Annotated in this window: 26 protein-coding genes; 13 read left to right on the top strand and 13 right to left on the bottom strand. The window is 73.8% G+C overall.

Annotated elements, in window-relative coordinates:
• Positions 1–4: 4 nt before the first annotated feature.
• From ACA361_RS19325 to ACA361_RS19315, 3 genes are read right to left on the bottom strand one after another with little or no spacing between them, the layout of a single operon-like run.
• The gene (locus ACA361_RS19325; protein WP_375013513.1) at positions 5–316 is read right to left on the bottom strand and encodes an AzlD domain-containing protein; all 312 of its coding nucleotides are present in this window, start codon (positions 314–316) and stop codon (positions 5–7) included.
• Positions 313–1,149 carry an AzlC family ABC transporter permease gene (locus ACA361_RS19320; protein WP_375013511.1) on the bottom strand — a complete coding sequence of 279 codons (837 nt, stop codon included), beginning with the start codon at positions 1,147–1,149 and terminating at the stop codon, positions 313–315. Before ACA361_RS19320 ends, ACA361_RS19325 begins: the two co-directional genes overlap by 4 nt.
• 14 nt (positions 1,150–1,163) lie before the next feature.
• A complete protein-coding gene (locus ACA361_RS19315) occupies positions 1,164–1,523 on the bottom strand; it encodes a chorismate mutase (RefSeq protein WP_375013509.1) in 360 nt (119 codons plus the stop codon).
• A gap of 334 nt (positions 1,524–1,857) precedes the next feature.
• On the opposite strand from ACA361_RS19315, the gene ACA361_RS19310 reads away from it, so the two are divergent.
• On the top strand, positions 1,858–2,676 hold the full coding sequence (locus tag ACA361_RS19310; RefSeq protein WP_375013507.1) for an AraC family transcriptional regulator: 819 nt from the start codon (positions 1,858–1,860) through the stop codon (positions 2,674–2,676).
• Between the two features lie 242 nt (positions 2,677–2,918).
• Positions 2,919–6,449, top strand: a complete 3,531-nt coding sequence (gene dnaE, locus ACA361_RS19305; RefSeq protein WP_375013505.1) for a DNA polymerase III subunit alpha — start codon at positions 2,919–2,921, stop codon at positions 6,447–6,449.
• Between the two features lie 180 nt (positions 6,450–6,629).
• Here the strand turns inward: dnaE and ACA361_RS19300 are convergent, their stop codons facing one another.
• Positions 6,630–7,328, bottom strand: coding sequence for a DUF6882 domain-containing protein (locus ACA361_RS19300; RefSeq protein ID WP_375013504.1), 699 nt, complete (start codon positions 7,326–7,328; stop codon positions 6,630–6,632).
• Positions 7,329–7,457: 129 nt separating this feature from the next.
• Between ACA361_RS19300 and ACA361_RS19295 the strand changes: the two genes are divergently transcribed.
• Positions 7,458–8,060 carry a hypothetical protein gene (locus tag ACA361_RS19295; protein ID WP_375013502.1) on the top strand — a complete coding sequence of 201 codons (603 nt, stop codon included), beginning with the start codon at positions 7,458–7,460 and terminating at the stop codon, positions 8,058–8,060.
• On the opposite strand, the gene ybaK is transcribed toward ACA361_RS19295, so the two are convergent.
• A complete protein-coding gene (gene ybaK, locus ACA361_RS19290) occupies positions 7,944–8,447 on the bottom strand; it encodes a Cys-tRNA(Pro) deacylase (protein WP_375013500.1) in 504 nt (167 codons plus the stop codon). The genes ACA361_RS19295 and ybaK overlap by 117 nt on opposite strands.
• Positions 8,448–8,515: 68 nt before the next feature.
• Positions 8,516–9,178, bottom strand: a complete 663-nt coding sequence (locus ACA361_RS19285; protein WP_375013498.1) for an LON peptidase substrate-binding domain-containing protein — start codon at positions 9,176–9,178, stop codon at positions 8,516–8,518.
• A gap of 184 nt (positions 9,179–9,362) precedes the next feature.
• Between ACA361_RS19285 and ACA361_RS19280 the strand changes: the two genes are divergently transcribed.
• From ACA361_RS19280 to hisF, 9 genes are all read left to right on the top strand, one after another.
• The gene (locus ACA361_RS19280; RefSeq protein WP_375013496.1) at positions 9,363–10,193 is read left to right on the top strand and encodes a PhzF family phenazine biosynthesis protein; all 831 of its coding nucleotides are present in this window, start codon (positions 9,363–9,365) and stop codon (positions 10,191–10,193) included.
• Between the two features lie 73 nt (positions 10,194–10,266).
• Positions 10,267–11,583, top strand: a complete 1,317-nt coding sequence (hisD, locus tag ACA361_RS19275) for a histidinol dehydrogenase (protein ID WP_375013494.1) — start codon at positions 10,267–10,269, stop codon at positions 11,581–11,583.
• Positions 11,580–12,677 carry a histidinol-phosphate transaminase gene (locus ACA361_RS19270; RefSeq protein ID WP_375013492.1) on the top strand — a complete coding sequence of 366 codons (1,098 nt, stop codon included), beginning with the start codon at positions 11,580–11,582 and terminating at the stop codon, positions 12,675–12,677. Before hisD ends, ACA361_RS19270 begins: the two co-directional genes overlap by 4 nt.
• Positions 12,674–13,267, top strand: coding sequence for an imidazoleglycerol-phosphate dehydratase HisB (gene hisB, locus ACA361_RS19265; protein ID WP_375013491.1), 594 nt, complete (start codon positions 12,674–12,676; stop codon positions 13,265–13,267). The genes ACA361_RS19270 and hisB overlap by 4 nt, the downstream gene beginning before the upstream one ends.
• Before the next feature lie 2 nt (positions 13,268–13,269).
• Positions 13,270–13,440, top strand: a complete 171-nt coding sequence (locus tag ACA361_RS19260; protein WP_366619584.1) for a hypothetical protein — start codon at positions 13,270–13,272, stop codon at positions 13,438–13,440.
• On the top strand, positions 13,437–14,078 hold the full coding sequence (gene hisH, locus ACA361_RS19255; protein ID WP_375013487.1) for an imidazole glycerol phosphate synthase subunit HisH: 642 nt from the start codon (positions 13,437–13,439) through the stop codon (positions 14,076–14,078). Before ACA361_RS19260 ends, hisH begins: the two co-directional genes overlap by 4 nt.
• Before the next feature lie 33 nt (positions 14,079–14,111).
• Positions 14,112–14,831, top strand: a complete 720-nt coding sequence (priA, locus tag ACA361_RS19250) for a bifunctional 1-(5-phosphoribosyl)-5-((5-phosphoribosylamino)methylideneamino)imidazole-4-carboxamide isomerase/phosphoribosylanthranilate isomerase PriA (RefSeq protein ID WP_375013485.1) — start codon at positions 14,112–14,114, stop codon at positions 14,829–14,831.
• A complete protein-coding gene (locus tag ACA361_RS19245) occupies positions 14,828–15,214 on the top strand; it encodes a RidA family protein (RefSeq protein ID WP_375013483.1) in 387 nt (128 codons plus the stop codon). The genes priA and ACA361_RS19245 overlap by 4 nt, the downstream gene beginning before the upstream one ends.
• A complete protein-coding gene (gene hisF / locus ACA361_RS19240; protein ID WP_375013482.1) occupies positions 15,211–15,972 on the top strand; it encodes an imidazole glycerol phosphate synthase subunit HisF in 762 nt (253 codons plus the stop codon). The genes ACA361_RS19245 and hisF overlap by 4 nt, the downstream gene beginning before the upstream one ends.
• A gap of 44 nt (positions 15,973–16,016) precedes the next feature.
• On the opposite strand, the gene ACA361_RS19235 is transcribed toward hisF, so the two are convergent.
• The 7 genes from ACA361_RS19235 to ACA361_RS19205 form a co-directional block, all read right to left on the bottom strand.
• Positions 16,017–17,282 carry a YeeE/YedE family protein gene (locus ACA361_RS19235; RefSeq protein WP_375013480.1) on the bottom strand — a complete coding sequence of 422 codons (1,266 nt, stop codon included), beginning with the start codon at positions 17,280–17,282 and terminating at the stop codon, positions 16,017–16,019.
• A gap of 250 nt (positions 17,283–17,532) precedes the next feature.
• Complete coding sequence (locus tag ACA361_RS19230; RefSeq protein ID WP_375013478.1) at positions 17,533–19,269, bottom strand: CocE/NonD family hydrolase; 1,737 nt, start codon at positions 19,267–19,269, stop codon at positions 17,533–17,535.
• Positions 19,270–19,359: 90 nt separating this feature from the next.
• Entirely contained in the window at positions 19,360–19,698 is a 339-nt protein-coding gene (locus ACA361_RS19225) for a hypothetical protein (protein WP_375013477.1), read from the bottom strand.
• 92 nt (positions 19,699–19,790) lie between these two features.
• Complete coding sequence (locus tag ACA361_RS19220) at positions 19,791–20,255, bottom strand: hypothetical protein (protein WP_375013476.1); 465 nt, start codon at positions 20,253–20,255, stop codon at positions 19,791–19,793.
• Positions 20,256–20,365: 110 nt separating this feature from the next.
• Entirely contained in the window at positions 20,366–21,634 is a 1,269-nt protein-coding gene (locus ACA361_RS19215; RefSeq protein ID WP_375013474.1) for a hypothetical protein, read from the bottom strand.
• Between the two features lie 70 nt (positions 21,635–21,704).
• Complete coding sequence (locus ACA361_RS19210; protein WP_375013472.1) at positions 21,705–23,486, bottom strand: ABC transporter ATP-binding protein; 1,782 nt, start codon at positions 23,484–23,486, stop codon at positions 21,705–21,707.
• Complete coding sequence (locus tag ACA361_RS19205) at positions 23,483–25,429, bottom strand: ABC transporter ATP-binding protein (protein WP_375013470.1); 1,947 nt, start codon at positions 25,427–25,429, stop codon at positions 23,483–23,485. The genes ACA361_RS19210 and ACA361_RS19205 overlap by 4 nt, the downstream gene beginning before the upstream one ends.
• Before the next feature lie 198 nt (positions 25,430–25,627).
• On the opposite strand from ACA361_RS19205, the gene ACA361_RS19200 reads away from it, so the two are divergent.
• On the top strand, positions 25,628–26,374 hold the full coding sequence (locus ACA361_RS19200) for a TIGR03085 family metal-binding protein (RefSeq protein ID WP_375013468.1): 747 nt from the start codon (positions 25,628–25,630) through the stop codon (positions 26,372–26,374).
• The last annotated feature ends 137 nt before the right edge of the window (positions 26,375–26,511 follow it).

Here is a 26,511-nt window from a genome sequence, read left to right as displayed (position 1 = left end):
GCGGCTAGACGAGCAGGCGCAGGCCCGCCGCGACCCCGGCGGCCACGGCCAGCACCACCAGGAACGGCGCGCGCAGCAGCATCGCCGCCACGGCGGCCGCGAGCCCGGCCGTCCGGGGGCCGTCGAACTCCAGCGTCCGGCCCTCCGGGGCCAGCGCCTGGACGGCGATCAGCGCGGTCAGGAGCGCCACCGGCACCAGGTCGGTGAACCGGCGCACGCGCGGATCGTCCAGCACGCGCTGCGGGGTGACCAGGCCGCCCAGCTTCAGCAGGTAGCAGCCGATGCCGGTGGCGATCACCGCGATCCACACGCTCATCGCGCCTCCTTGCCATGCGCGCCCCCAGTGCCCCCAGTGCCCTCTGGGCCTTCTGCGTCCTCTGTGCTCGCCGGGCGGCCGCGGGCGGCACGGCCCGGCCGGTACGGGAGGAGCGCGACCAGCGCGGCCACCGCCGCGAGCATCACGGGCACCCCCGGGGGCAGCAGCGGCGTGGTGGCGATGGCGATCACCCCGGCGCCCACCGCGACCCGCGCCTCGGTCCGCCCGGCGGTGAGCCGCGGCCACAGCAGCGCCAGGAAGGCGGCAGGGCCCAGGACGTCCAGCCCGTAGGTCTCCGGGTCGCCGAGGCGGGCGGCGCCGAGCGCGCCGAGCAGCGTGGTGAGGTTCCACGTCACGTAGATGGTGGCGGCGGTCACGTAGAAGCCGGTCCGGGCGGAGGCGCGGTCGGGCTGGGCGTTCGCGACCGCGGTCGTCTCGTCGATGACCCCGTGCGCGGTGAGGAGCCGCCGCGCGCCGCGCACCCGCAGCAGGTCGGCCAGCCGCAGCCCGTACAGCGCGTTGCGGCCGCCGAGGAGCACCGCCCCCAGCACGCCCGCCGCCAGGCCGCCGCCCGCGCCGATCACGCCGGTCAGCGCGAACTGCGAGGCCCCGGTGAAGGCCAGCAGGCTGAGGACGCACGCCTGCGCCGCCGTCAGCCCGGCCGTGGAGGCCGCCGCGCCGAACGCGAATCCGGACAGCCCGACCGCGATGCCCACGCCCAGCCCGTTCCGTACCGCCGCCGAACGGGCCGCCGCGGCGCCCGCCGCGCCGTCCCCCGGTGCGGCCCCGGGCGGATCCTCCACCGCCGGTGCCGCCGATTCCGTCGCACTCATGGCGGGGACGCTAGTCAGCGCCCGCGCGGGGCGTCTTGAACGTTCTTGCGCTCGGCGGCGTCCAGCCCCGCCTCGATGACCGCGTTCATGATCTTGGCGAGATGGCCGGCCGCGAGGGAGGGGGCGCGCTCGGCCATCGCGGCGACGATCAGCCGCTCGCGCTCGGCGTCGCGGCCGGCGAAGCCGCCGACCGGCTTGAGCCGCTGGACGACCCCGGCGACCGCGGCGCGGCGCTCCAGCAGCGCGGCCAGGGCGGCGTCGATGCCGTCGATCGCGGCGCGGGCGTCGGCCAGCGTGGCCAGGCGGTCGGTCCGGGGCAGCGCCACGGTCAGTTCCTCGGCGGCGGCCGTGGTGGTGGCGGTGGGTTCGCTCATCGGTCGTCCCTCTCAGGCGTGTACGGCGGGTACGGCGGGGCGGGTACGGCGTGACGGGTGCGGCGCCGCGGCCGGCGTGCCGGAGGGGGATGCCTGCCCGGGGCCGCGCTCGCAAGAGAAAAGGCAGAGTCCGCGGGACTCTGCCTTCTGCCGGCTCCGGGGTCGTCGCTCAGGTCGCGGCGACCGGCTCGCCCGGAGCCGGCTGCGTAAACCCGAAATAGCGACGTTCCATGGCCCCGATGGTAGGCGACCGGAGTCCGGCGGCGCCAATCCGTGGACCTGATGTCTCAGCTCATGAGACAGGACGTTCTGGAGGAGAGCTAGCATTCCAGGCATGACAGGCGAGGTCGCACACTACTGGAGCCATCCCGGGCTGCCCGGGGTCGACCTGCTGCGCGCCCGCTTCGTGACCCACCGCTACGACCGGCACACCCACGACACCTACGCCATCGCCCTGATCGAGGACGGCGTCGAGGAGTTCGAGTACGCGGGCCGCACGCTGCGGGCCGGGCCGGGCTCGATCGCGCTGGTCAACCCCGGCGTGGTGCACACCGGGCAGGCCGGCGTCCCGGAGGGCTGGGCGTACCGCGTGCTCTACCCCTCCATCGAGGTGATGAGCGCGGTCGCCGCCGACCTCGGCGCGCCGCCCGGCACCCCGCACTTCCCCGAGACGCTGGTCGTGGACCCCGAGGCCGCCCGGCTCGTGCGCGCCGTGCACCGCGCCGGCGAGCACGGCGACGCGCTGGCGACGTCCTCGCTGTTCCGCGCGGCCGCGGAGAGCCTGCTGCGGCACGCCGGGCACCTCCCGGACGAGCGCGCCGCGGCGCGGATGCCCGCCGCCGTCGCCCGGGCCCGCGAGATCCTGCACGAGAGCCTGCTGGACCCGCCCCGCCTGGACGACCTGGCCGAGGCCGTGGGCGTCGGGACGTTCCAGCTGGCCAGGGCGTTCCGGGCGGTCACCGGGCTGCCGCCGCACGCGTACCTGAACCAGGTCCGGGTGCGCCGCGCCCGCGGCCTGCTGGACGCGGGGATGCGCCCGGCGGAGGTCGCCGCCCGCACCGGGTTCGCCGACCAGGCGCACCTGACCCGGCACTTCAAGCGCACCGTCGGCGTGCCGCCCGGCGCGTACCGCGAGGGCCGCGCGACCGCCTGAACGGGTCACGCCCGGTGGCCGGAACGAACCGGTGCGTAACGGTCCGGCGCGGGCCGGGCGCGCGCCGGAGTGTCGGGGTACGAGGCCGGCCCGGGGAGGGTTAGGCTCTCAGGACCGCGTCGTCCCGGACCCCGATCCGGGTCGGCGATCTTCCCCCGGAGACCGACCTTCGCGACACGTGCCACCGCACGTGGGCGGTCGCATGCGATGACAGGCTGCTGAGACCAGGAGGCGCACGAGGCATGGCCGACTCGTTCGTACATCTGCACGTTCATACCGAGTACTCGATGCTGGACGGTGCCGCCCGGCTGAAGCAGATGTTCGAAGAGGTCGGCCGGCAGAGGATGCCGGCCATCGCGATGACCGACCACGGCAACATGCACGGCGCCTACGACTTCCACAAGCAGGCCATGGCCGCCGGGGTCACCCCGATCATCGGCATCGAGGCGTACATGGCGCCCGAGTCCCGCTACCACAAGAAGAAGGTCCAGTGGGGCGAGCCGAGCCAGAAGCGCGACGACGTCTCCGGCGGCGGCCTGATCAACCACAAGACGCTGTGGGCGCGGAACAAGACCGGCCTGCACAACCTGTTCAAGCTCTCCAGCCGCGCGTTCACCGAGGGCTTCGTGTTCAAGTACGCGCGGATGGACGAGGAGCTGCTGGCCGAGCACGCCGACGGGCTGATGGCCACCACCGGCTGCCCGTCCGGCAAGGTGCAGACCCGGCTGCGGCTGGGCCAGTTCGACGAGGCGCTCAAGGCGGCCGCCACGTTCCAGGACATCCTCGGCAAGGAGAACTACTTCCTGGAGCTGATGGACCACGGCCTGGACATCGAGAAGCGCGTCCGGCAGGGCCTGATCGACATCGGCAAGAAGCTGAACATCCCGCCGGTGGTGACCAACGACTCGCACTACACCCACGAGAGCGAGGCCACGGCGCACGACGCGCTGCTGTGCGTCCAGGTGGGCAAGCAGCTGGCCGACCCCGACCGGTTCCGCTTCGACGGCAGCGGCTACTACATCAAGACCGCCGACGAGATGCGCGCGATCGACGGCTCCGACATCTGGCAGGAGGGCTGCCGGAACACCCTCCTGATCGCCGAGCGGGTCGAGCCGGAGGGCATGTTCGAGTACCGCGACCTCAGCCCCCGCTTCCCCGTCCCGGAGGGCGAGACCGAGGAGAGCTGGTTCCGCAAGGAGGTCTGGAAGGGCCTGGAGCGGCGCTTCCCGGACGGCCTGCCCGACGGGTACGCCGAGCAGGCCGAGTACGAGATGGACGTCATCCTCGGCAAGGGCTACCCGTCGTACTTCCTCGTCGTCGCCGACTTCATCATGTGGGCCAAGGAGAACGGCATCCTGGTCGGCCCGGGCCGGGGCAGCGCCGCGGGCTCGCTGATCGCGTACGCGATGGGCATCACCGACCTGGACCCGATCCCGCACGGGCTGATCTTCGAGCGGTTCCTCAACCCCGAGCGCGCGTCGATGCCCGACATCGACATCGACTTCCCTGAAGACCGGCGGGCGGAGGTGATCCGCTACACCACCGAGAAGTGGGGGGCGGACAAGGTCTCGTTCATCGCCACGTTCGGCACCATCAAGGCGAAGGCCGCCATCAAGGACGCCGGCCGCGTCCTGGGCTTCCCGTACGCGCTGGGCGACCGGATCTCCAAGGCGTTCCCGCCCGCCGTGATGGGCAAGGACATCCCGCTGTCGGGGATCTTCGACGAGAAGCACCCGCGCCACAGCGAGGCGGGCGAGCTGCGCAAGCTGTACGAGGAAGAGCCCGACGTCAAGCAGATCATGGATCTGGCGCAGGGCCTGGAGGGCCTGATCCGGCAGACCGGCGTGCACGCGGCCGGGATCATCATGTCCGGTGAGACGATCACCGACCATGTGCCGATCATGCGCCGGGACGCCGACGGCGCGATCATCACGCAGTTCGACTACCCGACCTGCGAGACGCTCGGCCTGCTCAAGATGGACTTCCTGGGCCTGCGCAACCTGACGATCATCGATGACGCGCTCAAGGGCATCAAGAAGAACAAGGGCATCGACGTCGACCTGCTCGCCCTGGAGCTGACCGACCAGCCCACCTACGACCTCCTCGCCCGCGGCGACACCCTCGGGGTGTTCCAGTTCGACGGCGGCCCGATGCGCTCGCTGCTGCGGCTGATGAAGCCGGACAACTTCGAGGACATCTCCGCGGTCGGCGCGCTCTACCGGCCCGGCCCGATGGGCGCCAACTCGCACACCAACTACGCGCTCCGCAAGAACGGCCAGCAGGAGATCACCCCGATCCACCCGGAGCTGGAGGAGCCCCTCAAGGAGATCCTCGACACGACCTACGGCCTGATCGTCTATCAGGAGCAGGTCATGGCGATCGCGCAGAAGGTGGCGGGGTACACGCTCGGCAAGGCGGACCTGCTCCGCCGCGTCATGGGCAAGAAGAAGAAGGCCGAGCTGGACGCCCAGTTCGTCGGCTTCGAGCAGGGCATGATCGACAACGGCTTCTCCAAGGAGGCCGTCAAGACGCTCTGGGACATCCTGGTCCCGTTCTCCGACTACGCGTTCAACAAGGCGCACTCCGCCGCGTACGGGCTGGTCTCCTACTGGACGGCCTACCTCAAGGCCAACTACCCGGCCGAGTACATGGCGGCGCTGCTGACCTCCGTCGGCGACGACAAGGACAAGAGCGCGCTCTACCTGAACGAGTGCCGCCGGATGAAGCTGACGGTGCTGCCGCCGGACGTCAACACCTCCGAGGCCGACTTCACCCCGATCGGCGACACCGAGATCCGGTTCGGCCTGTCGGCGGTCCGCAACGTCGGCACCAACGTGGTCGAGGGCATCGTGGCGGCGCGCAAGGAGAAGGGCGCCTACACCGACTTCAACGACTTCCTCAACAAGGTCCCGCCGATCGTCTGCAACAAGCGGGTGGTCGAGTCGCTGATCAAGGCCGGCGGCTTCGACGAGCTCGGCCACCAGCGCAAGGCGCTGCTCATGGTGCACGAGCAGGCCATCGACTCGGTCATCGACATCAAGCGCAAGGAGGCCATCGGCCAGGACTCGCTGTTCGGCGCCCTGGAGGACGACGGCGGCGAGGACGCGTTCGCGGTGGCGATCCCCGAGGGCGAGGAGTGGGACAAGACCACGCTGCTGGCCTTCGAGCGGGAGATGCTCGGCCTGTACGTGTCCGACCACCCGCTGCTGGGCGTGGAGCACATCCTGGAACGCGAGGCCGACTGCACGATCGCCGCCCTCAACGAGGGGAGCCGCCCGGACGGCCAGGTGGTGATCGTCGCCGGGCTGCTGAGCGGGCTCCAGCGCAAGGTCACCAAGCAGGGCAACTCGTGGGCGATGTTCCAGCTGGAGGACCTGGCCGGTTCGATCGAGGTGATGTGCTTCCCCTCGTCGTACCAGCTGTGCTCCACGCTGCTGGCCGAGGACGCGATCCTGGTCGTCAAGGGCCGGCTGGACCGCCGCGAGGACGTCGCCAAGATCATCGCGATGGAGGTGACCCAGCCGGACCTCACCGTCACCGACGCCACCGGCCCGCTCTCGGTCACCCTCCAGATCGGCCGCGTGGCCCCGCCGCTGGTCTCGCGCCTCAAGGAGGTGCTGGTCTCCCACCCCGGCACCGCCGAGGTGCACCTGCACCTCCAGAACGGCCCCAGGACGACGGTCGTCCGCCTCGACGACAAGCTCCGGGTGGCGCCGTCCCCGGCGCTCATGGGCGACCTGAAACAGCTCCTTGGCCCCTCCTGCCTGAGCTGACAGCGTTCAATGCATCGCCCTTGGCGTCAGGCCGTGGACGGCCTTCCTTCGGCGGGCACTGCGGCGATCGCTGGCATCGCTCCGGCTCGCCCGGGGGCTCGCTGCGCGATCAGCTGCTCGCTTGCGCTCGCATCTGCCTTCGGACGCGATCGCAACGCTTCAGGCTGAGTGAGAGGTGATTCAGAGGTTGGCCGGGGTCAGCTCCGACTGCCACTGGACGAACCGGCCGAGTCCGTCGAAGTGGGCGCGGGCGGTGCCGCCGCCGGGGAGGTCGAGGTCGATGCCGCCCTCGGTCTCGCGGTAGCCGACGCGGTGGCGGCTGAGGAGGCGGACCAGGGTGAGCCGGGGGTCGCGCGGGAAGAGGCTGACCGCGTTCGCCAGGAGGCGGGGGACCGGGACGGGGTCCCAGGGCGCGGGCGGGGCCTGCGGGTCGTCCACGTGCAGGTAGGCGGAGCCGCCGTCGTAGCCGGCGCCGATGTAGCCGCCGCCGCCCAGGACGCCGCCGGCGGCCATCGCCAGCAGCTCGCCGCCGTGCCCGGCGGGGCCGTCGTACCAGCTCAGATCCACCTCGGGGGTGGTGAACTCGGGGATGCCGAGCCGGGCGCCCAGGCCGCGGATGGCCAGGGTGGGCTCGACCGCCGGATGGGACTCGCCGAACTGCGGGTTGGCCCAGCCCCACAGCCAGGTGCGCTCGCGCGCGGCGTAGCTGCCCAGCAGCGCCACCTGGACCGTGACCCCGCCGCTGGAGTAGGTGCGCGCGGTCAGGTCGGCGCTCCAGTCCTCGCGCGGCAGGAACTCCGCCAGCGTCTCCTGCTGCTGGAGGACCACCGCGGCGAGCGCGGCGCCGAGGCGTTCGAACGCAGGGCTGAATCCGGACATGTCGGGCACATTATCTCAGTAGTCGGGCCGCTCGGCGGCGTGAACGGGGCAGCATCCGGTTGTCGATCGGCCGGTCGGGCCAGGCTAGGCTTTCGCTGTTCCGGCCAACCGTCAAAAGGAGCGTACGAGGTGCGGCGACCGACCGTGCGGACCTTGCGGACCTGGGCGGTCACCACCCTGATCATCGCACTTCTCGGCGTCCCCGCCGGGCTCCTCTGGGCGGAGATCTCCCCGAAGGTGACCCACGTGGTCGTCCAGGGCCGTGCGCTGCTGGCCGAACCCGAAGGTCAGGCGCCCATCGCGGTGGACGGCCGGTTCGCGCTGATCGCCCTCGTCGCGGGCCTGGCGTGCGGCGCGGCGGCCTACGCCGCCGGCGGCCGCGGCAACGACGTGGCGCTGCTGTTCGGGCTGGCGGCGGGCGGCCTGGCCGCCTCCCTGGTGGCCTGGCGGCTCGGCCAGCACATCGGCCTGGACGCCTTCCAGCGCGCCGTGCGGCGGGCCCCCGACGGCCGCACCCTCGCCGGGCCGGCCGAGCTGCGCGCGACCGGCCTGCTGGTGGCCTGGCCGCTGTTCGCGGTGGGCGCGTACGGGGTGCTGGAGGCGCTGGTGAAGCGGCTACCCGCGGGCGATCCCCGCGGTCACGGCGCCGGTGAGCCGGACAAGGTCGGCGGGGGAGAGCTCGATCTGCAGTCCGCGCCGACCGGCCGAGACGTAGATCGTCGGGAAGGCTGAGGCGGACTCGTCCACCACGGCCGGCAGCCGGCGCCGCTGGCCGAGCGGGCTGATCCCGCCCACCACGTACCCGGTGGCACGCTCGGCGTCCTTGGGGTCGGCCATCCTCGCCTTCTTGCCGCCGGCCGCCGCGGCCAGGGCCTTGAGGTCGAGCGTGGCCGAGACCGGCACGACCGCCACGGTGAGGCCGCCGTCCACCTCGGCGAGCAGCGTCTTGAACAGCCGCTCGTGCGGGACGCCCAGCGCGTCCGCCGCCGCCTGACCGTACGACTCGGCGGCCGGGTCGGCCTCGTAGGGGTGGAGTTCGTAGGTGATGCCCGCCTCGGCGGCGGCCACCGTCGCCGGGGTCCCCTTGCCCTTGCCGGCCTTGGACTTGCCTGAGCTCATGGGACCCAGTCTGCCGCCGATGATCGCCGAGTGCCCGCGGATTTCGGCGGGAGGGTCCCCGCGGCGCCTCAGTTGGGGTGGAACGAGGTGTCCAGGAACTGCCCCGCCGGGACGGTCGGCAGCGACCCGAGCAGCCGCGTCTCGCGGGCCAGCAGGTCCTGGAGGGCGCGCAGCCGGATGGCGGCGTCCTCGGCCTCCAGCAGCCGCTGCTTGTCGTGGCCGTCCAGGACGGCGGCCGCGGCGACCAGGTACGACAGCCGCACCGGATCGTCGGGCAGGGCGGCGGGCTCGGCGACCCGGGCGCCCGCCGCTGCGAGCCGGTGCCGGTAGAGCCGGAACAGCAGCCGGACGCGGTCCGCGTACGGGCGGGGGTCGGCGCCGGGCTCCTCGGGAAGGAACTCGACCTCGCCGCGCAGGTACGGCCGCGCCCGGTCCAGCTCCTTGATCCGGAACCGGGTCGCCCCGGTGGTGACGATGTCGTACCGGCCGTCGGGGCGGGGGTCGACGCGGCGCACCTCGGCGGCGCAGCCGACCTCGGCCAGCCGCATCCCGGCGGTGTCGCCGACCTCGTGGCCCAGCTCGATGCCCACGATGCCGAGCAGCCGCGGCTCGGGCCGCTCCAGCAGGTCGCGGACCAGCAGCCGGTAGCGCTCCTCGAACAGGTGCAGCGGGAGCACCAGTCCCGGGAACAGGACCGTGCCCAGCGGGAACAGCGGAAGCCGCTCAGTCACCGCACAACCCCCCACACGCCCGCCTCTGGCGTGCGTTCATCGAAAGAGCGCCTCGCGTTCCAGCGTACGCCGGGTTCGATGATCATGAAACGGTGAAATTCTCAGATACTGAAGAGTCTCCGGTGGGCCACTCCCTGCGGATTGGCCGTTTTCCCGGCCGCGGACGCTGGCTAGCGTCACGGGCATGCGAATGCTCGTCGTCGACGCCTTCACCGACCGTCCCTTCGCCGGAAACCCCGCGGGCGTGTGCCTGCTGGACGCCCCGGCCGACCCCGCCTGGATGCAGCGGGTGGCCGCGGAGATGCGGCACTCGGAGACCGCCTTCGTCCGGCCCCTGGAGGGCGACCCGGAGGCCGGTCACGAGCTGCGCTGGTTCACCCCGTCGGTCGAGATCGCCCTCTGCGGCCACGCCACCCTGGCGAGCGGCCACGCGCTCTACTCGGCCGGCCTGGTCCCGGCCGGCCGGCCGATCCGGTTCCGGACGCTGCGCAGCGGGGTGCTGACCGTCCGCCAGGGCGAGGGCGGCGGCCTGGAGATGGACTTCCCCGCCGACCCGCCCGAAGCCGCCCCGGCCCCCGCCGGCCTGGCCGGGGCGCTCGGCACGGAGATCGTCTGGTCCGGCCGCAACGGCCAGCCCGACCTTGTGGCCGAGGTGGCCGACGAGGACACCGTGCGCAAGCTCGACCCCGACCTCGACGCCCTCGGCCGCTTCGGCGCCCGCGTCGTGATCGTCACCGCCCGGGCCGACCCCGGGAGCCCGTACGACTTCGTCTCGCGGGCCTTCGGCGGCGCGGTCGGCGTCGGCGAGGACCCGGTGACGGGGTCCGCGCACTGCGCGCTCGCCCCGTTCTGGTCGGCGCGGCTGGGCCGCGACACGCTGACCGGCTACCAGGCGTCCGAGCGGGGCGGGCTCGTCGGCACCCGCCTGGACGGCGGCCGCGTCGTGCTGTCCGGCACGGCGGTGACCGTCCTGGACGGCGAGTGGACGGCGCCGGCCGCCGGGCACCCGGTGTGAGACTGGTCGCACGGGGCGTCTCGGCACGTGAGACGATGCGCGGGAGGGCGGCCGTCGTTCGTAGACTGGGCGGGTGATTTCCCGTATCGACCTGCGCGGCTCGCTTCCCGGCGACCTGCGCTCCGTGCTGCCCCGCGCCGAACTCGACGTCGAGGCCGCCCTCGAGAAGGTGCGGCCGATCTGCGAGGACGTGCGCCATCGGGGCGCCGCGGCGGTACTGGAGCACACGCGCCATTTCGACGGCGTCGAGCTGGAGAGCGTCCGCGTCCCGGTCCAGGAGATCCACCGGGCGCTGGCCGCGCTCGACCCGGCGCTGCGCGACGCGCTGGAGGAGGCGATCCGCCGCACCCGCCTGGTGCACGCCGACCAGCGGCGCACCGACGTGACCACCCGGGTCGTGCCGGGCGGCACGGTCACCGAGCGGTGGGTGCCGGTGCGCCGGGTGGGCCTGTACGTGCCGGGCGGCCAGGCCGTCTACCCGTCCAGCGTGATCATGAACGTGGTGCCGGCGCAGGAGGCCGGGGTCGAGTCCCTGGCCGTGACGTCCCCGGCCCAGAAGGAGTTCGGCGGGCTGCCGCACCCCTCGATCCTGGCGGCCTGCGCGCTGCTGGGCGTCGACGAGGTGTACGCGGCCGGCGGCGCCCAGGCGGTGGCGATGTTCGCCTACGGCACCGCCGAGTGCCCCCGCGCCGACCTGGTCACCGGACCCGGCAACGTCTACGTGGCCGCCGCCAAGCGGCTGCTCAAGGGCGTGATCGGGATCGACTCCGAGGCCGGCCCGACCGAGATCGCGGTGCTGGCCGACGCGACCGCCGACCCCGTCCACGTGGCCGCCGACCTGATCAGCCAGGCCGAGCACGACACGCTCGCCGCGGCCGTCCTGGTCACCGACTCGCCCGAGCTGGCCGACGCGGTCGAGGGCGAGCTCAAGGCCCAGGTGGAGCGGACGCGGCACGTCGAGCGGATCACCGCGGCGCTGGCCGGCCGGCAGTCCGGCATCGTGCTGGTCTCCGGGCTGGAGGACGGCCTCAGGGTCGTCGACGCCTACGCCGCCGAGCACCTGGAGATCCAGACCGCGGACGCGCGCGGGCTGGCCGCCCGGGTCCGCAACGCCGGCGCGATCTTCATCGGCCCGCACGCCCCGGTGTCGCTGGGCGACTACCTGGCCGGGTCCAACCACGTGCTGCCCACGGGCGGCTGCGCCTGCCACTCCTCGGGGCTGTCGGTGCAGTCGTTCCTGCGCGGGATCCACGTCGTGGAGTACGACGAGGCCGCCCTCGCCGAGGCCACCGCCCGCGTGGTGACGCTGGCCGAGGCCGAGGACCTGCCCGCCCACGGCGCCGCTCTCAAGGCCCGCTTCGGCTGGACGATCCCGGGAGGCGCCGCGTGACCTCGCTGAACGACCTGCCGCTGCGCGACGACCTGCGCGGGCTAAGCCCCTACGGCGCGCCCCAGCTGGACGTCCCGTACGCGCTCAACACCAACGAGAACCCGTACCCGCCGTCCGAGCGCCTCGTGAAGGCCCTCGGCGAGGCGGTCGCGGGCACGGCCGGGCGGCTCAACCGCTACCCCGACCGCGACGCCGTGGCGCTGCGCGCGGACCTGGCGGCGTTCCTGAACGCCGACACGCCCGGCGCCGGGCTCACGGCCGGGCAGGTGTGGGCGGCCAACGGCTCCAACGAGATCATCCAGCAGATCCTGCAGGCGTTCGGCGGCCCCGGCCGCAGCGCGGTCGGCTTCGAGCCGTCGTACTCGATGCACCCGATCATCACCCGGGTCTCCGGCACCCGCTGGATCGACGCGCACCGCGACGAGGACTTCGGGCTGGAGCCCGCGCGGGCCGTCGCGGCGATCGAGGAGCACCGGCCCGACATCGTGTTCCTGACCTCGCCGAACAACCCGACCGGCACCGCCCTGCCGCTGGAGTCGATCGAGGCGGTGCTGGAGGCGGCGCCGGGCATGGTGGTGGTGGACGAGGCGTACGCCGAGTTCCGCCGCGCCGGCACCCCGTCCGCGCTGACGCTGCTGCCGGGCAACCCGCGGCTGATCGTCACCCGGACGATGTCCAAGGCGTTCGCGATGGCCGGCACCCGCCTCGGCTACCTGGCCGCCGACCCGGCCGTCCTGGAGGCGCTGCTGCTGGTCCGGCTGCCGTACCACCTGTCGGCCGTCACCCAGGCCGTCGCCCGCACCGCGCTCGCGCACGGCGACGAACTGCTCGGCTCGGTCGACCGGCTGCGCGCCGAGCGCGACGCCGTCGTGGCCTGGCTGCGCGCCGAGGGCTTCACGGTGGCCGACTCCGACGCCAACTTCGTGCTGTTCGGCCGCTTCGCGGACCGCCGCCGGGCCTGGGAACAGATGCTCGAACGCGGCGTGTTGATCCGGGAGGTCGGCCCGCCCGAGTGGCTGCGCGTCAGCGTCGGCACCCCCGAGGAGATGGCCGCCTTCCGGACCGCCCTGACCGCAGTGAAGGAGATCTCGTGAGTCGCACCGGCCGCATCGAGCGGGGCACCAAGGAGACGCAGGTCCTGGTCGAGATCGACCTGGACGGGACCGGCGCCGTCGACGTGGCCACCGGCGTCGGCTTCTTCGACCACATGCTGGCCCAGCTGGGCAAGCACGGGTCGTTCGACCTGACCGTCAAGACCTCCGGCGACCTGTACATCGACAGCCACCACACGATCGAGGACACCGCGATCGCGCTGGGCCAGGCGTTCCGCCGGGCGCTGGGCGACAAGTCGGGCATCCGGCGGTTCGCTGACGCGTCGATCCCGCTGGACGAGGCGCTGGCCCAGGTGACCGTGGACGTGTCCGGCCGCCCGTACCTGGTCCACGTCGAGCCCGAGGGCATGGCGCCGATGATCGGCCCGGAGTACGACACCACGATGACCCGGCACATCTTCGAGTCGTTCGTGTCCAACGCGCAGGTCGCGCTGCACGTCCACGTCCCGTACGGCCGCAACGCCCACCACATCGTCGAGGCCCAGTTCAAGGCCCTGGCCCGGGCGCTGCGCGACGCCGTCGCGTTCGACCCCAAGGTGCACGGCATCCCGTCCACCAAGGGGGCGCTGTAGCCGTGACCATCGGCGGCCTCGAGTTCACCTACGGCAACGTCCTGCTCTTCGGCCTGGCCGTCTTCCTGCTGATGGGCGTGATCAGCTTCATCAAGCAGGGACTGAAGATCGCCGCGGTGGTGGTCTTCGTGCTGATGGCGCTGGCCTTCGCCGCCGGGGTGATGAACCTGTGAGCAAGAAGATCGTCATCCTCGACTACGGCTCGGGCAACCTGCGCTCCGCCGAGCGCGCCGTCGCCCGGCACGGCGTGGACGTCACCGTCACCCCGGACCGGGACGCGGCGCTGGACGCCGACGGGCTGATCGTTCCGGGCGTGGGCGCGTTCTCGGCCTGCATGGAGGGCCTGCGCGGCGTCCGCGGCGACCAGATCATCGGCCGCCGCCTGGCCGGCGGCCGGCCGGTGCTGGGCATCTGCGTCGGCATGCAGATCCTGTTCGCCAAGGGCATCGAGCACGGCGTCACCACCGAGGGCTGCGCCGAGTGGCCCGGCACCGTCGACCGCCTGGAGGCGCCGGTGGTGCCGCACATGGGCTGGAACACCGTCGACGCGCCCGAGGGCAGCGAGCTGTTCCGCGGCATGGACGCCGGCACCCGGTTCTACTTCGTCCACTCCTACGCGGCCCGCCGCTGGGAGCTGGCGCCCGACCCGTCCGGTCTCATCCAGCCGCCGCTGGTCACCTGGGCCGAGCACGGCGACCGCTTCGTCGCGGCCGTCGAGAACGGGCCGCTGTGCGCCACCCAGTTCCACCCGGAGAAGTCCGGCGACGCCGGCGCCGAGCTGCTGAAGAACTGGCTCGCCACCGTCTCCTGAGCCCGTCTCCCACCGTCGATAAGGTCTATCCCCATGACACTCACGCTCCTTCCCGCAGTCGACGTCGCCGACGGCCAGGCCGTGCGCCTGGTGCAGGGCGAGGCCGGCACCGAGACCTCGTACGGCGCGCCCCTGGAGGCCGCGCTGGCCTGGCAGTCCGCGGGGGCGGAGTGGATCCATCTGGTCGACCTGGACGCGGCGTTCGGCCGCGGCTCCAACCGGGAGCTGCTCGCCGAGGTCACCGGGCGGCTGGACGTGAAGGTGGAGCTGTCGGGCGGCATCCGCGACGACGCCTCCCTGGAGGCGGCGCTGGCCACCGGCTGCGCCCGCGTCAACATCGGCACCGCCGCGCTGGAGGACCCGGAGTGGTGCCGCAAGATCATCGCGTCCCACGGTGACAAGATCGCGGTGGGCTTGGACGTGCGCGGCACCACGCTGGCCGCGCGCGGCTGGACCCGCGAGGGCGGCGACCTGTGGGAGGTCCTCGACCGCCTGGAGGACGACGGCTGCCCCCGCTACGTGGTCACCGACGTCACCAAGGACGGCACGCTGCGCGGCCCCAACACCGAGCTGCTGCGCGAGGTCTGCTCCCGTACCGCCAAGCCCGTGATCGCCTCCGGCGGCGTGTCGTCCCTGGACGACCTGCGCGCCCTGGCCGGCCTGGTGGCCGACGGTGTCGAGGGGGCGATCGTGGGCAAGGCCCTGTACGCGCAGGCGTTCACCCTCGAAGAGGCGCTCGAGGCCGTGAAGTGATCGAGCGGATCTCGTCCGGCGGGCCGTGGGAGGACGAGTTCGGCTACTCCCGCGCCGTCATGGCCGGGAACCTGGCGCTCGTCGCCGGCTGCACCGCCACCGTGGACGGCAAGGTCGTCCACGTCGGCGACCCGTACGAGCAGACCAGGACCGCGTTCCAGATCGCCCTGTGGTCGCTGGAGCGGCTCGGGCTGACCCGCAACGACGTCGTCCGCACCCGGATGTTCATCACCCGGGCCGGCGACTCCGCCGACGTCGGCCGGGCGCACGGCAGCCTGTTCAAGCACGTCCGCCCGGCGGCGACCGTGCTCGTCGTGGCGGGCCTGATCGACCCGCGGATGCTGGTCGAGGTCGAGGTCGAGGCGTACCGGGGGGAATCATGACGGTTGCGGTGCGGGTGATCCCGTGCCTGGACGTGGACGCCGGGCGGGTGGTCAAGGGCGTCAACTTCCAGAACCTGCGGGACGCCGGGGACCCGGTCGAGCTGGCCCGCCGGTACGACGCCGAGGGCGCGGACGAGCTGACGTTCCTGGACATCACCGCGTCCAGCGGCGACCGCTCCACCACCTACGACGTGGTGCGGCGGACGGCCGAGCAGGTGTTCATCCCGCTGACGGTCGGCGGCGGCGTCCGCACCGTCGAGGACGTCGACCGGCTGCTCCGCGCGGGCGCCGACAAGGTGTCGATCAACACGGCGGCGATCGCCCGGCCCGAGTTCCTGCGGGAGGCGGCGCACCGGTACGGCTCGCAGTGCGTGGTCCTGTCGGTGGACGCCCGGCGCGCCGCGGGGACCGGGAGCGGTTTCGAGGTCACGACGCACGGCGGCCGCAAGGGCACCGGGATCGACGCGGTCGAGTGGGCGCGGCGTGGCGAGGAGCTGGGCGTGGGGGAGATCCTGCTCAACTCCATGGACGCCGACGGCACCAAGGCCGGGTTCGACCTGGAGATGCTGCGGCGGGTGCGGGAGGCCGTGACCGTCCCGGTGATCGCCAGCGGCGGCGCCGGGGCGCTGGAGCACTTCCCGCCGGCGATCGCGGCCGGGGCGGACGCCGTGCTGGCCGCCAGCGTGTTCCACTTCGGCGAGCTGAAGGTCTCCGAGGTCAAGGACGCGCTCCGGGCGGCGGGCAGCCCCGTCCGCTGACGGTCGCCCGGCCGGACCGGACGGTCCGGCCGGGGACGTGATCGTCAGCACACGCTGTCGCGCGGGGTGGGGTTGGCCAGGCCGAACAGGGCGCGGGCGCGCAGGCCCACGAAGGTGCCGCCGAGCGCCACCAGGCCCCACAGCCAGCCGTGCAGGCTGCCGGAGGCGATCCCGGCCAGGTAGGCGCCGATGTTGCAGCCGCCGGCCAGCCGGGCCCCGATGCCCATGAGGATCCCGCCGAGGACGGCGGCCGCGGCGGTACGCGCCGGAATGCCGCGGTGCAGGGTCCACGCCCCGCTCGCGGCGGCGGCGACGGCGGCGCCGAGCATGATCCCGATGTCGGTGAGGCTGGTCTTGTCGGCCAGCACCGGCCCGGCCAGCTGCGCGGCCTGCCGGGGCGCCTCCCAGTACGTCCAGGTCTCCGGCTGGAGCCCGATCGCCTGCAGGAACTTCGCGCCCCAGAGCGCGAACGCGCTGGTGATGCCCCAGGCGCCGCCGGACACCAGCAGGACGGCGCCGCCCAGCGCCGCCAGCACCAGGGCGCCGGCGAGCAGCGGCCAGGAGCCGCGGACGATCCGGAGCGGCCCGCGGGCGGTCGGGACGGCGCCCACCGGCGGCGGGTTGCGGCGCTTCTGGATCACCCGGGTGAGCGCGGCCACGGCCGCCAGCGCGGCGATGGTGACCGCCCACGAGCCGAACCAGCCGATGTGGTCGGACATCACCACGCCGGGGACGGCGGGCAGGTCCTTCACCAGGTCGAACTGCCAGGTGTAGAGGATCGAGCCGGCGATGAAGCCGCCGAGCGTCAGCACGATCGCCGACTGGCCGGAGCCGATGGCGAACAGCGTCCCGGACGCGCAGGCGCCGCCGAGCTGCATGCCGATGCCGAACAGGAAGGCCCCGGCCAGCAGCGCGACGCCGAGATCGCCGTCCGAGGGCGCCGGGGTCGAGCCGAACAGGCCGGTGCCGGTGCCGATGATGAGCGCGAAGAGGGTGGCGGTGGTGCCGAGCAGGAGGGCGTGGGCGCGCAGGCCGGTGCCGTTCCCGACGGCGACGAGCTGCCGCCAGGCGGAGGTGAAGCCGAACCGGGAGTGGAACAGCGCCAGCCCGAGGCCGAGCCCCAGCAGCAGGAGGACGCCCTGCTTGGCGCCGTGCTGCCACCACACGTACGCGGTGAGGGCGGCCGAGCCGAGCCCGGCCAGCGCCAGCGGGACGCGGTTCACGGGCTTGAGGCCGCCGGCGGCGGGCGGCGGGGCGGAGGTGGGCGGCGGGGCCGGCAGGCGCAGGCGCGAGGGCAGCGTCGCGGACAACGTGGATCTCCAGGGAGCGAACGGGACCCGGGCGGCGCGCGAGGGCCGCGCGGTCCGACCGGGGAGGCGGGGGAGGCGGGGAGAGCGGCGGGGCGGCGGATCAGGGACGTCAGGGCGTCAGTGACACCGGCGCCGGCGGTGCCGGCATCGCCGACACAGGCCGTCGTCGACGCAGGCCAGCGCCATGGTGAACAGCACCATGCGCAGGCTCGCCGTGGTTCCGGAACCGATCATGATTCCGACATTCTACCTAGGGTTCGCCGGGAAGGCCCGGCCCGGCCTCCTCGTCCGGGGCGGGGGAGGCGGCCTCCGGCGGCCGCCCGGCGACCGGCAGCAGGATCGCCGACGGGTGGTCGGGGTCGTGGAAGACCTCCTGGTCGGCGGGCACGGACGCGCGCGCGGTCGCGATCGGCTCCCCGGTGCCGGGGTTGGCCGCCACCTTCGGGTACGCGCCGCTGGTCACGTGGACGCGGACGCGGTGCCCGCGGAGGAACCGGTGCCCGGCCGGCCACAGGTCGACGGCCAGCCGCCGCACGCCCGCGGTCCCCACCGGCTTGTCGGCGGCCGGCCGGTCCGGATCCAGGCGCAGGCCGCCCTCGCAGACGTTGCGGGACGTGCCGTCCGGCGCCACGTCGCAGAGCCGGACGATGAAGTCGGTGTGCTCCCGGTCCGACCGGACGAACAGGTCGGCGCCGACCGGGCCGATGACGTCCAGGTCCGCGTCCAGCACGGGCGAGGAGAAGACCAGCACGTCCGGGCGCCGCTCCAGGGGCCGGTTGTCCACCGGCCGGGAGCTCCCCAGCAGCGTGGGGCCGCCCAGCGCGGGCGTGGGCCTCGTGGGATGGAAGCGGTACCGGCTGGGCGGCGCCTCCCGCGGCCCGTCCCGGCCGAGGCCGCCTCCCGAGTGCAGGTGCCAGCGCTCCTGCCGCATCCCGGGCGGCGGCCAGTCCCGGTAGTCGCGCCACTCGCGCGCCCCGGTCACGTACAGGCGCACGGGCTCGGCGCGCAGCCAGGAGGGGTCGCCGCGCAGGTGGGCGCGGAACCAGGCCAGGGAGTCGCGGAACGCCGCCAGGCCGTGCCGCGCGTCGGCGTGCCACCACGGGCCGATCGTGAGGTACGGGCGGTGCCCGGCCGCCCGCAGCGCCAGGTAGTCCCTGACCTCCCAGGGCAGGAACACGTCGTACCAGCCGCCGACCATCGACACCGGCGCCGCGACTTCGCCGACCGTCCCGCTGAAGTCCCGCTTGAGCCAGTACGCCGAGCCGGGGTCGCGGTGCGCGGCGAGGAGGTCCTGGTAGAAGCGCATCGGGGCGCCGCCGGCCAGCACGTCCAGCTCCGCCAGCGGCCGCCCGGTGCGGGCCGCGCGGATCGCGCGGCGCCGCGACAGCAGGGGAGCGGTGAGCATCCCGAACCGCCGCTGCTGCCGGTGGGTCAGATCGGTCCAGGTCAGCGTGGACTCCAGCGCGAACGAGCCGCCGACGTACGCCGCGTCCCGGAACGAGGAGGCGGTGACCTGCACCGCCATCGCCCTCAGCTCCGGCCCGGCCGCGGCGGCCAGCGCCCAGGCCGCGTACCCCAGGTAGCTGGCGCCGTACATGCCGAACGTCCCGCCGAACCACGGCCGCTCCCGCAGCCACGCCACGGTGGCCAGGCCGTCGTCGTGCTCGCTGCCGAGCGGGTCGAACTCGCCCTCCGACCCGAACGTCCCGCGCGCGCTCTGCACGACCAGCTGGAACCCGAACGGCACGAACGGCAGCCCGTTGAGCACGGCCGCCGGGCCGCGCCGCCCGTACGGGGTCCGCACCAGGATGGTCGGGGGCGGGCGGCGCGCCCCGAGCGGGACGTACCGGTCGGCGAGCAGCGTCGCCCCGTCCGGCATGGTGACCGGCAGGTCCCGCTCCACGTGGTACGGCCGGAGCCGGCGGGCGCGCTCGCGCGCGCGGGAGGCGGGTCGCGGCGGGGCGGCGGAAGGATCCCTGAGGGTCATGTCCGGTCTCCAGAACGCGGGCTACTGCCTAGTAACGTAACCGTTTCCGCGCGCCGCGACACCTGCCCGGGACGGGGCCGCCCCCGCGGATCAGCCGCCGCCGCCGTTGGAGATCTTGACGACCACGTTCTCCTGGGTGACCGACTGGACCGTGACGTTGAACCCGTCGGCCTGCTCGCCCTCACCGACCGGGACGGTGATCTGCTGGCCGGCGACCTTCATCGTGACGTTCTGCCCCTGCACGCTCACCAGCTCGGCCTTGACGCCGAGGATGGACGCGCTCGCGTCGACCCCGCGGTCGAAGGTCACCGTGCAGGAGTTGAGGTTGCAGTCGGTCTGGGCGCCCTCGCCACCGCAGGCGGCGGCCGCACCGAGCGGTAGCAGGACCAGGGGCAGTACGGCCAGTGTCCGTCGCAGAGGGGAGATCATGGCTGCGAGTCTAGACGGCGGTGCCCGCCCCGCCCCCCTCCCTCGGAGGGAACCTCGGGCGGCGGAAAGTAGTACCCCGCGGTGATGGCGGGTCAGCTCCCGTGGCCGCTGCCGTGCTGCTGCCCGCCGCCCCCGCCTCCGCCGCCGTGGTCGTCGCCCTTGACGATCCTGCCGCCGACGTCCTTGCGCAGCGTCTCCAGGATCTGCGGGGTGGCGACGGCGACCCACTTCGGGCCGACCAGGTACGTGCCGCCCCACGGCTTGGCCTCGGTGAGCCAGGAGTCCCTGGTCTTGTCGGAGGTGAAGCTGACCAGCACGTACCGGCCCTTGCCGTTCTTGCACTGGCCCTGCTTCAGTTCCGCCGCCTTGCGGGTGCCGGTGAGCGTGCAGCCGGTCCGCTCGGCGAGCTGCTCGATCGTGGCCTCCTTGGCGGCCGGGGCCCCGTCCGCGCCGTGCCCGCCGTGCCCGCCCGAGCAGCCGGCGGCGGCCGCCGGCAGGACGAGGGCGGCACCGCACAGCAGCACGGTCTTGACCGGGGTGTGGAACAGGGAGCCCATGGGCCGTCCTTCCGCGATGCAGATGCGCGATTCGACGGAAGGTACGCAGCGGCGGCGGGCCGGGTTCAGCGCCGCGGCCGCGGATCACATCGCGCGGTCAGGGCGGCCGGTCACAACAGGCGGCTCGCGGCGGTCGCGCGCACGCCCGGGTCCTCGGCGGCGTCATGGTGCAGGCGCTGCATGCGGATGCGCGTCTCGGCGGTGACGGGGGCGGTCCGGACGGCGACCTCCCGGACGCCCTCCTCGCAGTCCCACAGGCCCTCGACGGTGAAGGACTCGGCGGTGTGGGGGGCGGTGCGGGTCAGCGCGGTCAGCACCCGCGGCCGCAGGTAGGAGTAGGCCGACTCGGACCAGGCGTCCTTCAGCAGCGGGACGGACTCGCCCGCCCGCAGCCTCCCCAAGCCCTCGATGGGTCCGGCGGCATCACCCCAATCGCGGCGCTCCAGGGCGCCGTGCAGCTCGTTCATGAGCAGGGGGATGTCCTGCCTGGTGCCGTGCCTGGCGAGGATGCGCAGGCCGATGCCGGCGCAGCCGCCGTGCGTCGCCGCCCACGCGCGCGCCCGAGGCAGCGCCTCCGGCCCGTACTCGCGCAGCGCCCGGCACACCGCGCCGCCCCATCTGCCGGGACGCTGCGGCAGCAGCTCCTCGGCCAGGTCGAGCAGCCCCGGCGCGCGCCGCCGGCCCAGCTCGAAGATCGCGGCCACGGCGCCGTCGTCGCGCCGCCTGGCCAGGTCCAGCAGCTCCGCCTCGGTACGTTCCGCCCGCCCTCCGCGTACCGTGGCGCCGCCCCCCGGCCGCCGTGGCCGCCCCGCCGCCCGCCGTTTGGCGAGCGCGTCGGCGATGCGGGGCTGCCGCGCCGCCCAGCTCTCGATCACCGCGCCGCGCGCGCCCGCCGCGCCCGCCACCAGGCAGTCGAGCGTGGACTCGTCGCAGCGGTCCGCGACCAGCGCGTCCAGGCCGCCCGCCAGCGCCGGATCGCCCAGCTCCGCCAGCGCGTCCAGGGCGTCGAACCAGTGCGTGCCCTCCTCGGCGTACCGCCGCAGCGGCACCGCGGCCTCCCGCCGGCTCAGCCGCACCAGCTCCACCAGCACGTCCAGCGCCAGCTGCACGCGCCACTCGTCGCCGTCGGCCTGGTCGGCGGGGTCGAAGAGGTGCTCGGCCACCGGTCCCGCCGGCAGCTCCAGGTCGACCATCAGCCGGGCGTAATAGAGGCCGCGCTCCTCGCACTGCCGGTCCCAGCGCGGATCCCTGCGTATGCAGTCGAAGACGTACTCGCCCGCGCCCGGAGTGTCGGCGGCGCGCCGCGCCGCCCGGCCCAGACCCCGCTGCAGCTGACCGTGCAGCGTGCCCGCTGTTTGCATCACGACCTCGTTGTTCACGACAGCAGAATGCGCACCCGACCAGATAACGGGCAAGTGCTTTAGCCCTGATCGTTGTCCGTTGACCGGATCAGATCGCCCGCTGGGCGATCCACGAGGCGTGCAGATCCGCGTAGACGCCGGGCTCGGCGACCAGCTCGGCGTGCGGGCCCCGCTGGACGATCCGGCCCGCGTCGAACACGATCACCTCGTCGGCCGCCTCCGCGGTCGACAGCCGGTGCGCGATCGAGATCGCGGTGCGACCCCGGGTCACCCCGTCCAGCGCCCGCTGGATCCGGACCTCGGTGGCCGGGTCGACCGCCGAGGTGGCCTCGTCCAGGACGAGCAGGTCCGGATCCGCGACGTACGCCCGCGCCAGCGCGACCAGCTGCCGCTCGCCGGCCGACAGCGACTCGCCGCGCTGCCCCACCGGCGTCTCCAGGCCGCGCGGCAGCCCGTCCAGCCAGTCGGCCAGGCCCAGCTCGGTCATGGCCAGCACGAGGTCCTCGTCGGAGGCGCCCGGCCGGCCGTACCGGATGTTGTCGGCGAGCGAGGCGTCGAACAGGAACCCGTCCTGCGGCACCATCACGATCCGCTCGCGCAGCGACGAGAACCGGACCCGCTCCAGGGGGACGCCGTCGACGAGCACCCGCCCGGAGGACGGGTCCATGAGGCGGGTCAGCAGCTTGGCGAACGTCGTCTTGCCCGACCCCGTCTCGCCCACGATGGCGACCCTGCTGCGCGGCGCGATCGCCGCGTTCACCCCGTGCAGGACGGGCGGCCCGCCCGGGTAGGCGAACCCCACGTCCTCGAACCGCACCTCGATCGGGCCGCGCGGCAGCACCTCGCCGTCCTCGCCGGGGTCGGCCACGTCGGGCTCGGTGTCCAGGACGCCCAGGACACGCCGCCAGCCGGCGATCGCGTTCTGCGCCTCGTTCAGGACCTCCGTGGCGGTCTGCATGGGGCTGACGAACAGCGTCACCAGGAACAGGAACGCCACCAGCTTCCCGGCCGTCAGGTGCCCGCCCACGCCCAGCAGCGTCCCGGCGACGACCACGCCGGCCGTGGCGGCCGCCGCGACCAGCTCGCTGGAGGGGAACGTCAGCGCCACCAGCCCCTGCGCCTTCGTCTGCGCCTTCCGGGTGGCGTTCACCGTCCGGTCGACCCGCTCGGCGGTGCGCTCCTCCGACCCGTACGCGCGGATCACCGGGGCGCCCACCACCGACTCGCTGACCGCCGCGAGCAGGTCGCCCGTCCGCTCCCGGACCTGCGTGTACGCGGCCGACACCAGCCGCTGGAACCAGCGCAGCGCCAGCGCCAGCGGCAGGAACGTCAGCCAGACCAGCAGCGTCAGCTGCCAGGAGTAGACCGCCATCAGCACGCTCGCCACCACCAGCTGCCCCAGCGAGACGACGATCATCAGCCCGCCCCACTGCATGAACTGGCTGATCTGGTCGACGTCGCCGGTCACCCGGGACACCAGCGCGCCGCGCCGCTCCCCGCTCTGGGTGAGCATCGACAGGTCGTGCACGTGCCGGAACGCCTTGACCCGCAGCGTGGCCAGGCCCGTCTCGGTGGTCTTGTAGAGCCGCACGTTCATCAGGTACGCGCTCAGCGCCGTGATCCCCACCGCCACCGCGCACAGCAGCACGGCGGTCCGGATGAAGCCCACGTCGGGCCCGCCGGCGGCGCCCAGGCCCCTGTCGAGGGTCTGCTGGACGGCGATCGGCACCACCACCCGGCCCGCGGTCGCGACCAGCGCCAGCAGCAGCGTCCCGGCCAGCCCGGCCTTGAACTCCGGGCTCAGCCGCAGCCCGCGCCCCAGCGTGCGGAGCGCGCCCTCGCCGGCGGCGACCTCGTTCAGCGTCGTCATCGCAGCGCCTCCACTTCCTCGCCCTCCTCGCCACCGGGGCGCTCGTCCGTTCCGGCGCCCGCGCCGCCGGCCTGGGCCTGGGCCTCGGCCTCGGCGTCCAGGGCCTCCTGCTCGGCCTCGGCGCGCTCGTAGGCGTTGACGAGGTTGCGGTAGCCCTCGGAGCGGTCCAGCAGCTCCGCGTGGGAGCCGCGGTCGATCACGCGGCCGTGCTCCATGTAGACGACCTCGTCCGCCAGGGCGATCGTGGCCTTGCGGTAGGCGACCACGACCACCGTCGCGCCGCCCTCGCCGCTCTCCTGCGCGTCCCGGATGCCCTGGAGGATCCGGGCCTCCACCTGGGGGTCCACGCTGGACGTCGCGTCGTCCAGGACCAGCAGGCGCGGCCGCCGCACCAGCGCGCGGGCCAGCGCGAGCCGCTGCCGCTGGCCGCCCGACAGCGTCGCGCCGCGCTCCCCGACCCTGGTGTCCAGGCCGCCCGGGAGCGCCGCGACGAAGCCGTCCGCCTGGGCCAGCCGCAGGGCCTCCCAGACGCGCTCGTCCGGCACGTCCAGGCCCAGGGTCACGTTGCCGCGGACGTCGTCGTCGAACAGGAACGTCTGCTGCGGCACCAGCGCCGCGGTCGCGGCGATCCCGCCGCGCCGCACGTCGCGCGCGTCCACGCCGTCCAGCAGCACCGAGCCGTCGGCCGGGTCGACGAGCCGGACCAGCAGGGACGTCAGCGTGGACTTCCCGGAACCGGTCGGGCCCACGACCGCGACCGTGCGGCCGGGCTCGGTCGCGAAGCTGACGTCGTGCAGGACCGTGGGCGCGGGGGCCCGCCCGCCGTCCGCGCCCTCGCGGTCCCCGCCGTCCTCGCCGTGCCCGCCTTCCTGGAGGTCCTCGCCGCGCTCGCCCGCCGTCTCGTAGGCGAAGCGGACCTCGCGGACCTCCAGGGCGGCCGCCTTGCCGCCGCCGCCGTCCAGGCCGTCCTCGCCGTACGGCAGGGAGCCGCCCGCGTCCAGGACGCCGCGGACCCGCCGCCAGCCGACCACGCTGCGCGGCACCTCGGCCAGCACCCAGCCGAGCGCCCGGATCGGCCAGGCCAGCAGGGTGAACAGGTACGCCACGTGCACCAGGTCGCCCGCCGTCATCGCCCCGGCGTCCAGCCGGGCGGACCCGACCAGCAGCACGGCCAGCACGCCCAGGTTGGGCAGCGCCTCCAGGACCGGGTCGAACAGCCCGCGCACCCGCCCCACCGCGATGTTGGCGTCGCGCAGCGCGTCCGCCGCGGCGGCGAAGCGCTCGGTCTCGGACCGCTCGCGGCCGAGGGTCTTGACCACCAGGCCGCCCTCGAAGCTCTCGTGCGCGACCTCGCTCACCTCGGCCCGCAGCTGCTGGGCGCGCGTGGCCACCGGCGCCAGCCTCCGCTGGTAGAGGACGTTGAGCAGCGCGATGGCCGGGAACACCAGGAACCCGACGATCGCCACCGTCACGTCGGTCAGCACGATGGACACCGCCGCGATCACCAGCATGAACACCACGCCGACGGCCATCGGGAGCGGCGCGATCGGCGCCCAGGCCGCCTCGACGTCGGCGTTGGCGTTCGACAGCAGCTGCCCGGTCGGGTGGCGGTGGTGCCAGGCGAGGGGGAGCCGCAGGTACTGGCGGGTGACCGCGCGCCGGTAGCGCGCCTGCATCCGGTACTGCATGAGCCCCGCGAAGAAGCGGCGGCCCGCCACGCCCAGCGCCTTGAACAGCGCCACGGCCATGATCGCCACGGCGGCGGCGGCGAGCGCCCCCGCGGTGGTGTCACCGGACCGGAAGGCGGGCAGCATCACCTCCTCGGTCGCCCACCCGAGGACCTGCGCCGTCCCCACCGTCATCGCCGCGTACACCCCGCTGGCGATCACCGAGAGCGCGAACACCCGGGGCTCGGCGCGAATCGCCACCCCCAGCACCCGCATTCCCTCTCTGAGTATGCGCGGGTCGACGCGCGGTGACCCAGCTGGCACGGCCACTCCTCCTCATAGACCTCAAAAGCTCGACGCCCAGGGTTTCCCCCGGCGCCGGGCGCCGGCGGGGGGAGTTGCGGGCCTGCACATGCCTACCATCCACCCAGGGCGCTTATTCCCGGCGAGCAGCGCGCGATTTACCATCGCCGGATGAATCCGACATCCGGCCCGGACGACTCCCCGGCGCCGCCCCCGGAGCCCCGGCGGGCCCCGGGCGACCCGGTACGGCGGGAGCGCGAGCTGCTCTGCGACGCCCTCCTGGCCGCCGGGCCCGGCGCGCCCACCGAGTGCGCGGGCTGGACGGCCGCCGACCTGGCCGCCCATCTGGTGGTCCGGGAGGGCCGGCCGGACACCCTCCCGGGAATAGCGGTGCGGCCGCTGGCCTTCCATACCGAGCGGGTACGGCGGCGCACCGTCCGGAAGGTCCCGTTCGAGCGGCTCGTCGACCGGATTCGGCAGGGACCGCCGAAGTGGTCGCCGTACGCGGTTCCGGGCGTGGACAAAATCGCTAACGGGGTGGAGTTCTTTGTTCACCATGAGGACGTCCGGCGTGCACGGCCCGGCACCGACCCCAGGCCGCTGAGCCTGCCCCTGGAGGAACTTCTGTGGCGGCGCATAAGAATTGCCCGCTTTGCCCTCAGAAAAGTGCCCGTTGACGTGACCTTGATCCGGCCGGATGGAAGAAGCGTGCGGATCTCGGCGGGACGCCCCAGGGGGTCTGTCCGTAAACCCCGTTCCGGACCCCGTTCGGCCCCCGGAGGCGCCGCCGTGCGCGTGCACGGACCCGTGGGGGAACTGATGCTCTGGGCGCTCGGCCGCACCGATGTCGCACAGGTCCGCCTCACCGGTTCCCAAGAGTCTGTCAAGGCCCTCACCGAGTCGGGTTGGGGCCTTTAACGGCTCGGTAACGACGAGGTTCGCCGAGAGGTGAATCGCGCGGCTTGTAGCTCCTCCGCTTTACGGGGAAGCGGTGATACGGTGGGGCCTGTCGGTTGCAGTCGTGGTTCTCGATCGTTTGTCCAGACGCCCGCGGA

The organism is Actinomadura sp. 21ATH, from assembly GCF_041951345.1.
Lineage (GTDB): Bacteria > Actinomycetota > Actinomycetes > Streptosporangiales > Streptosporangiaceae > Spirillospora.
This window is presented reverse-complemented; position numbering and strand designations above follow the sequence as displayed.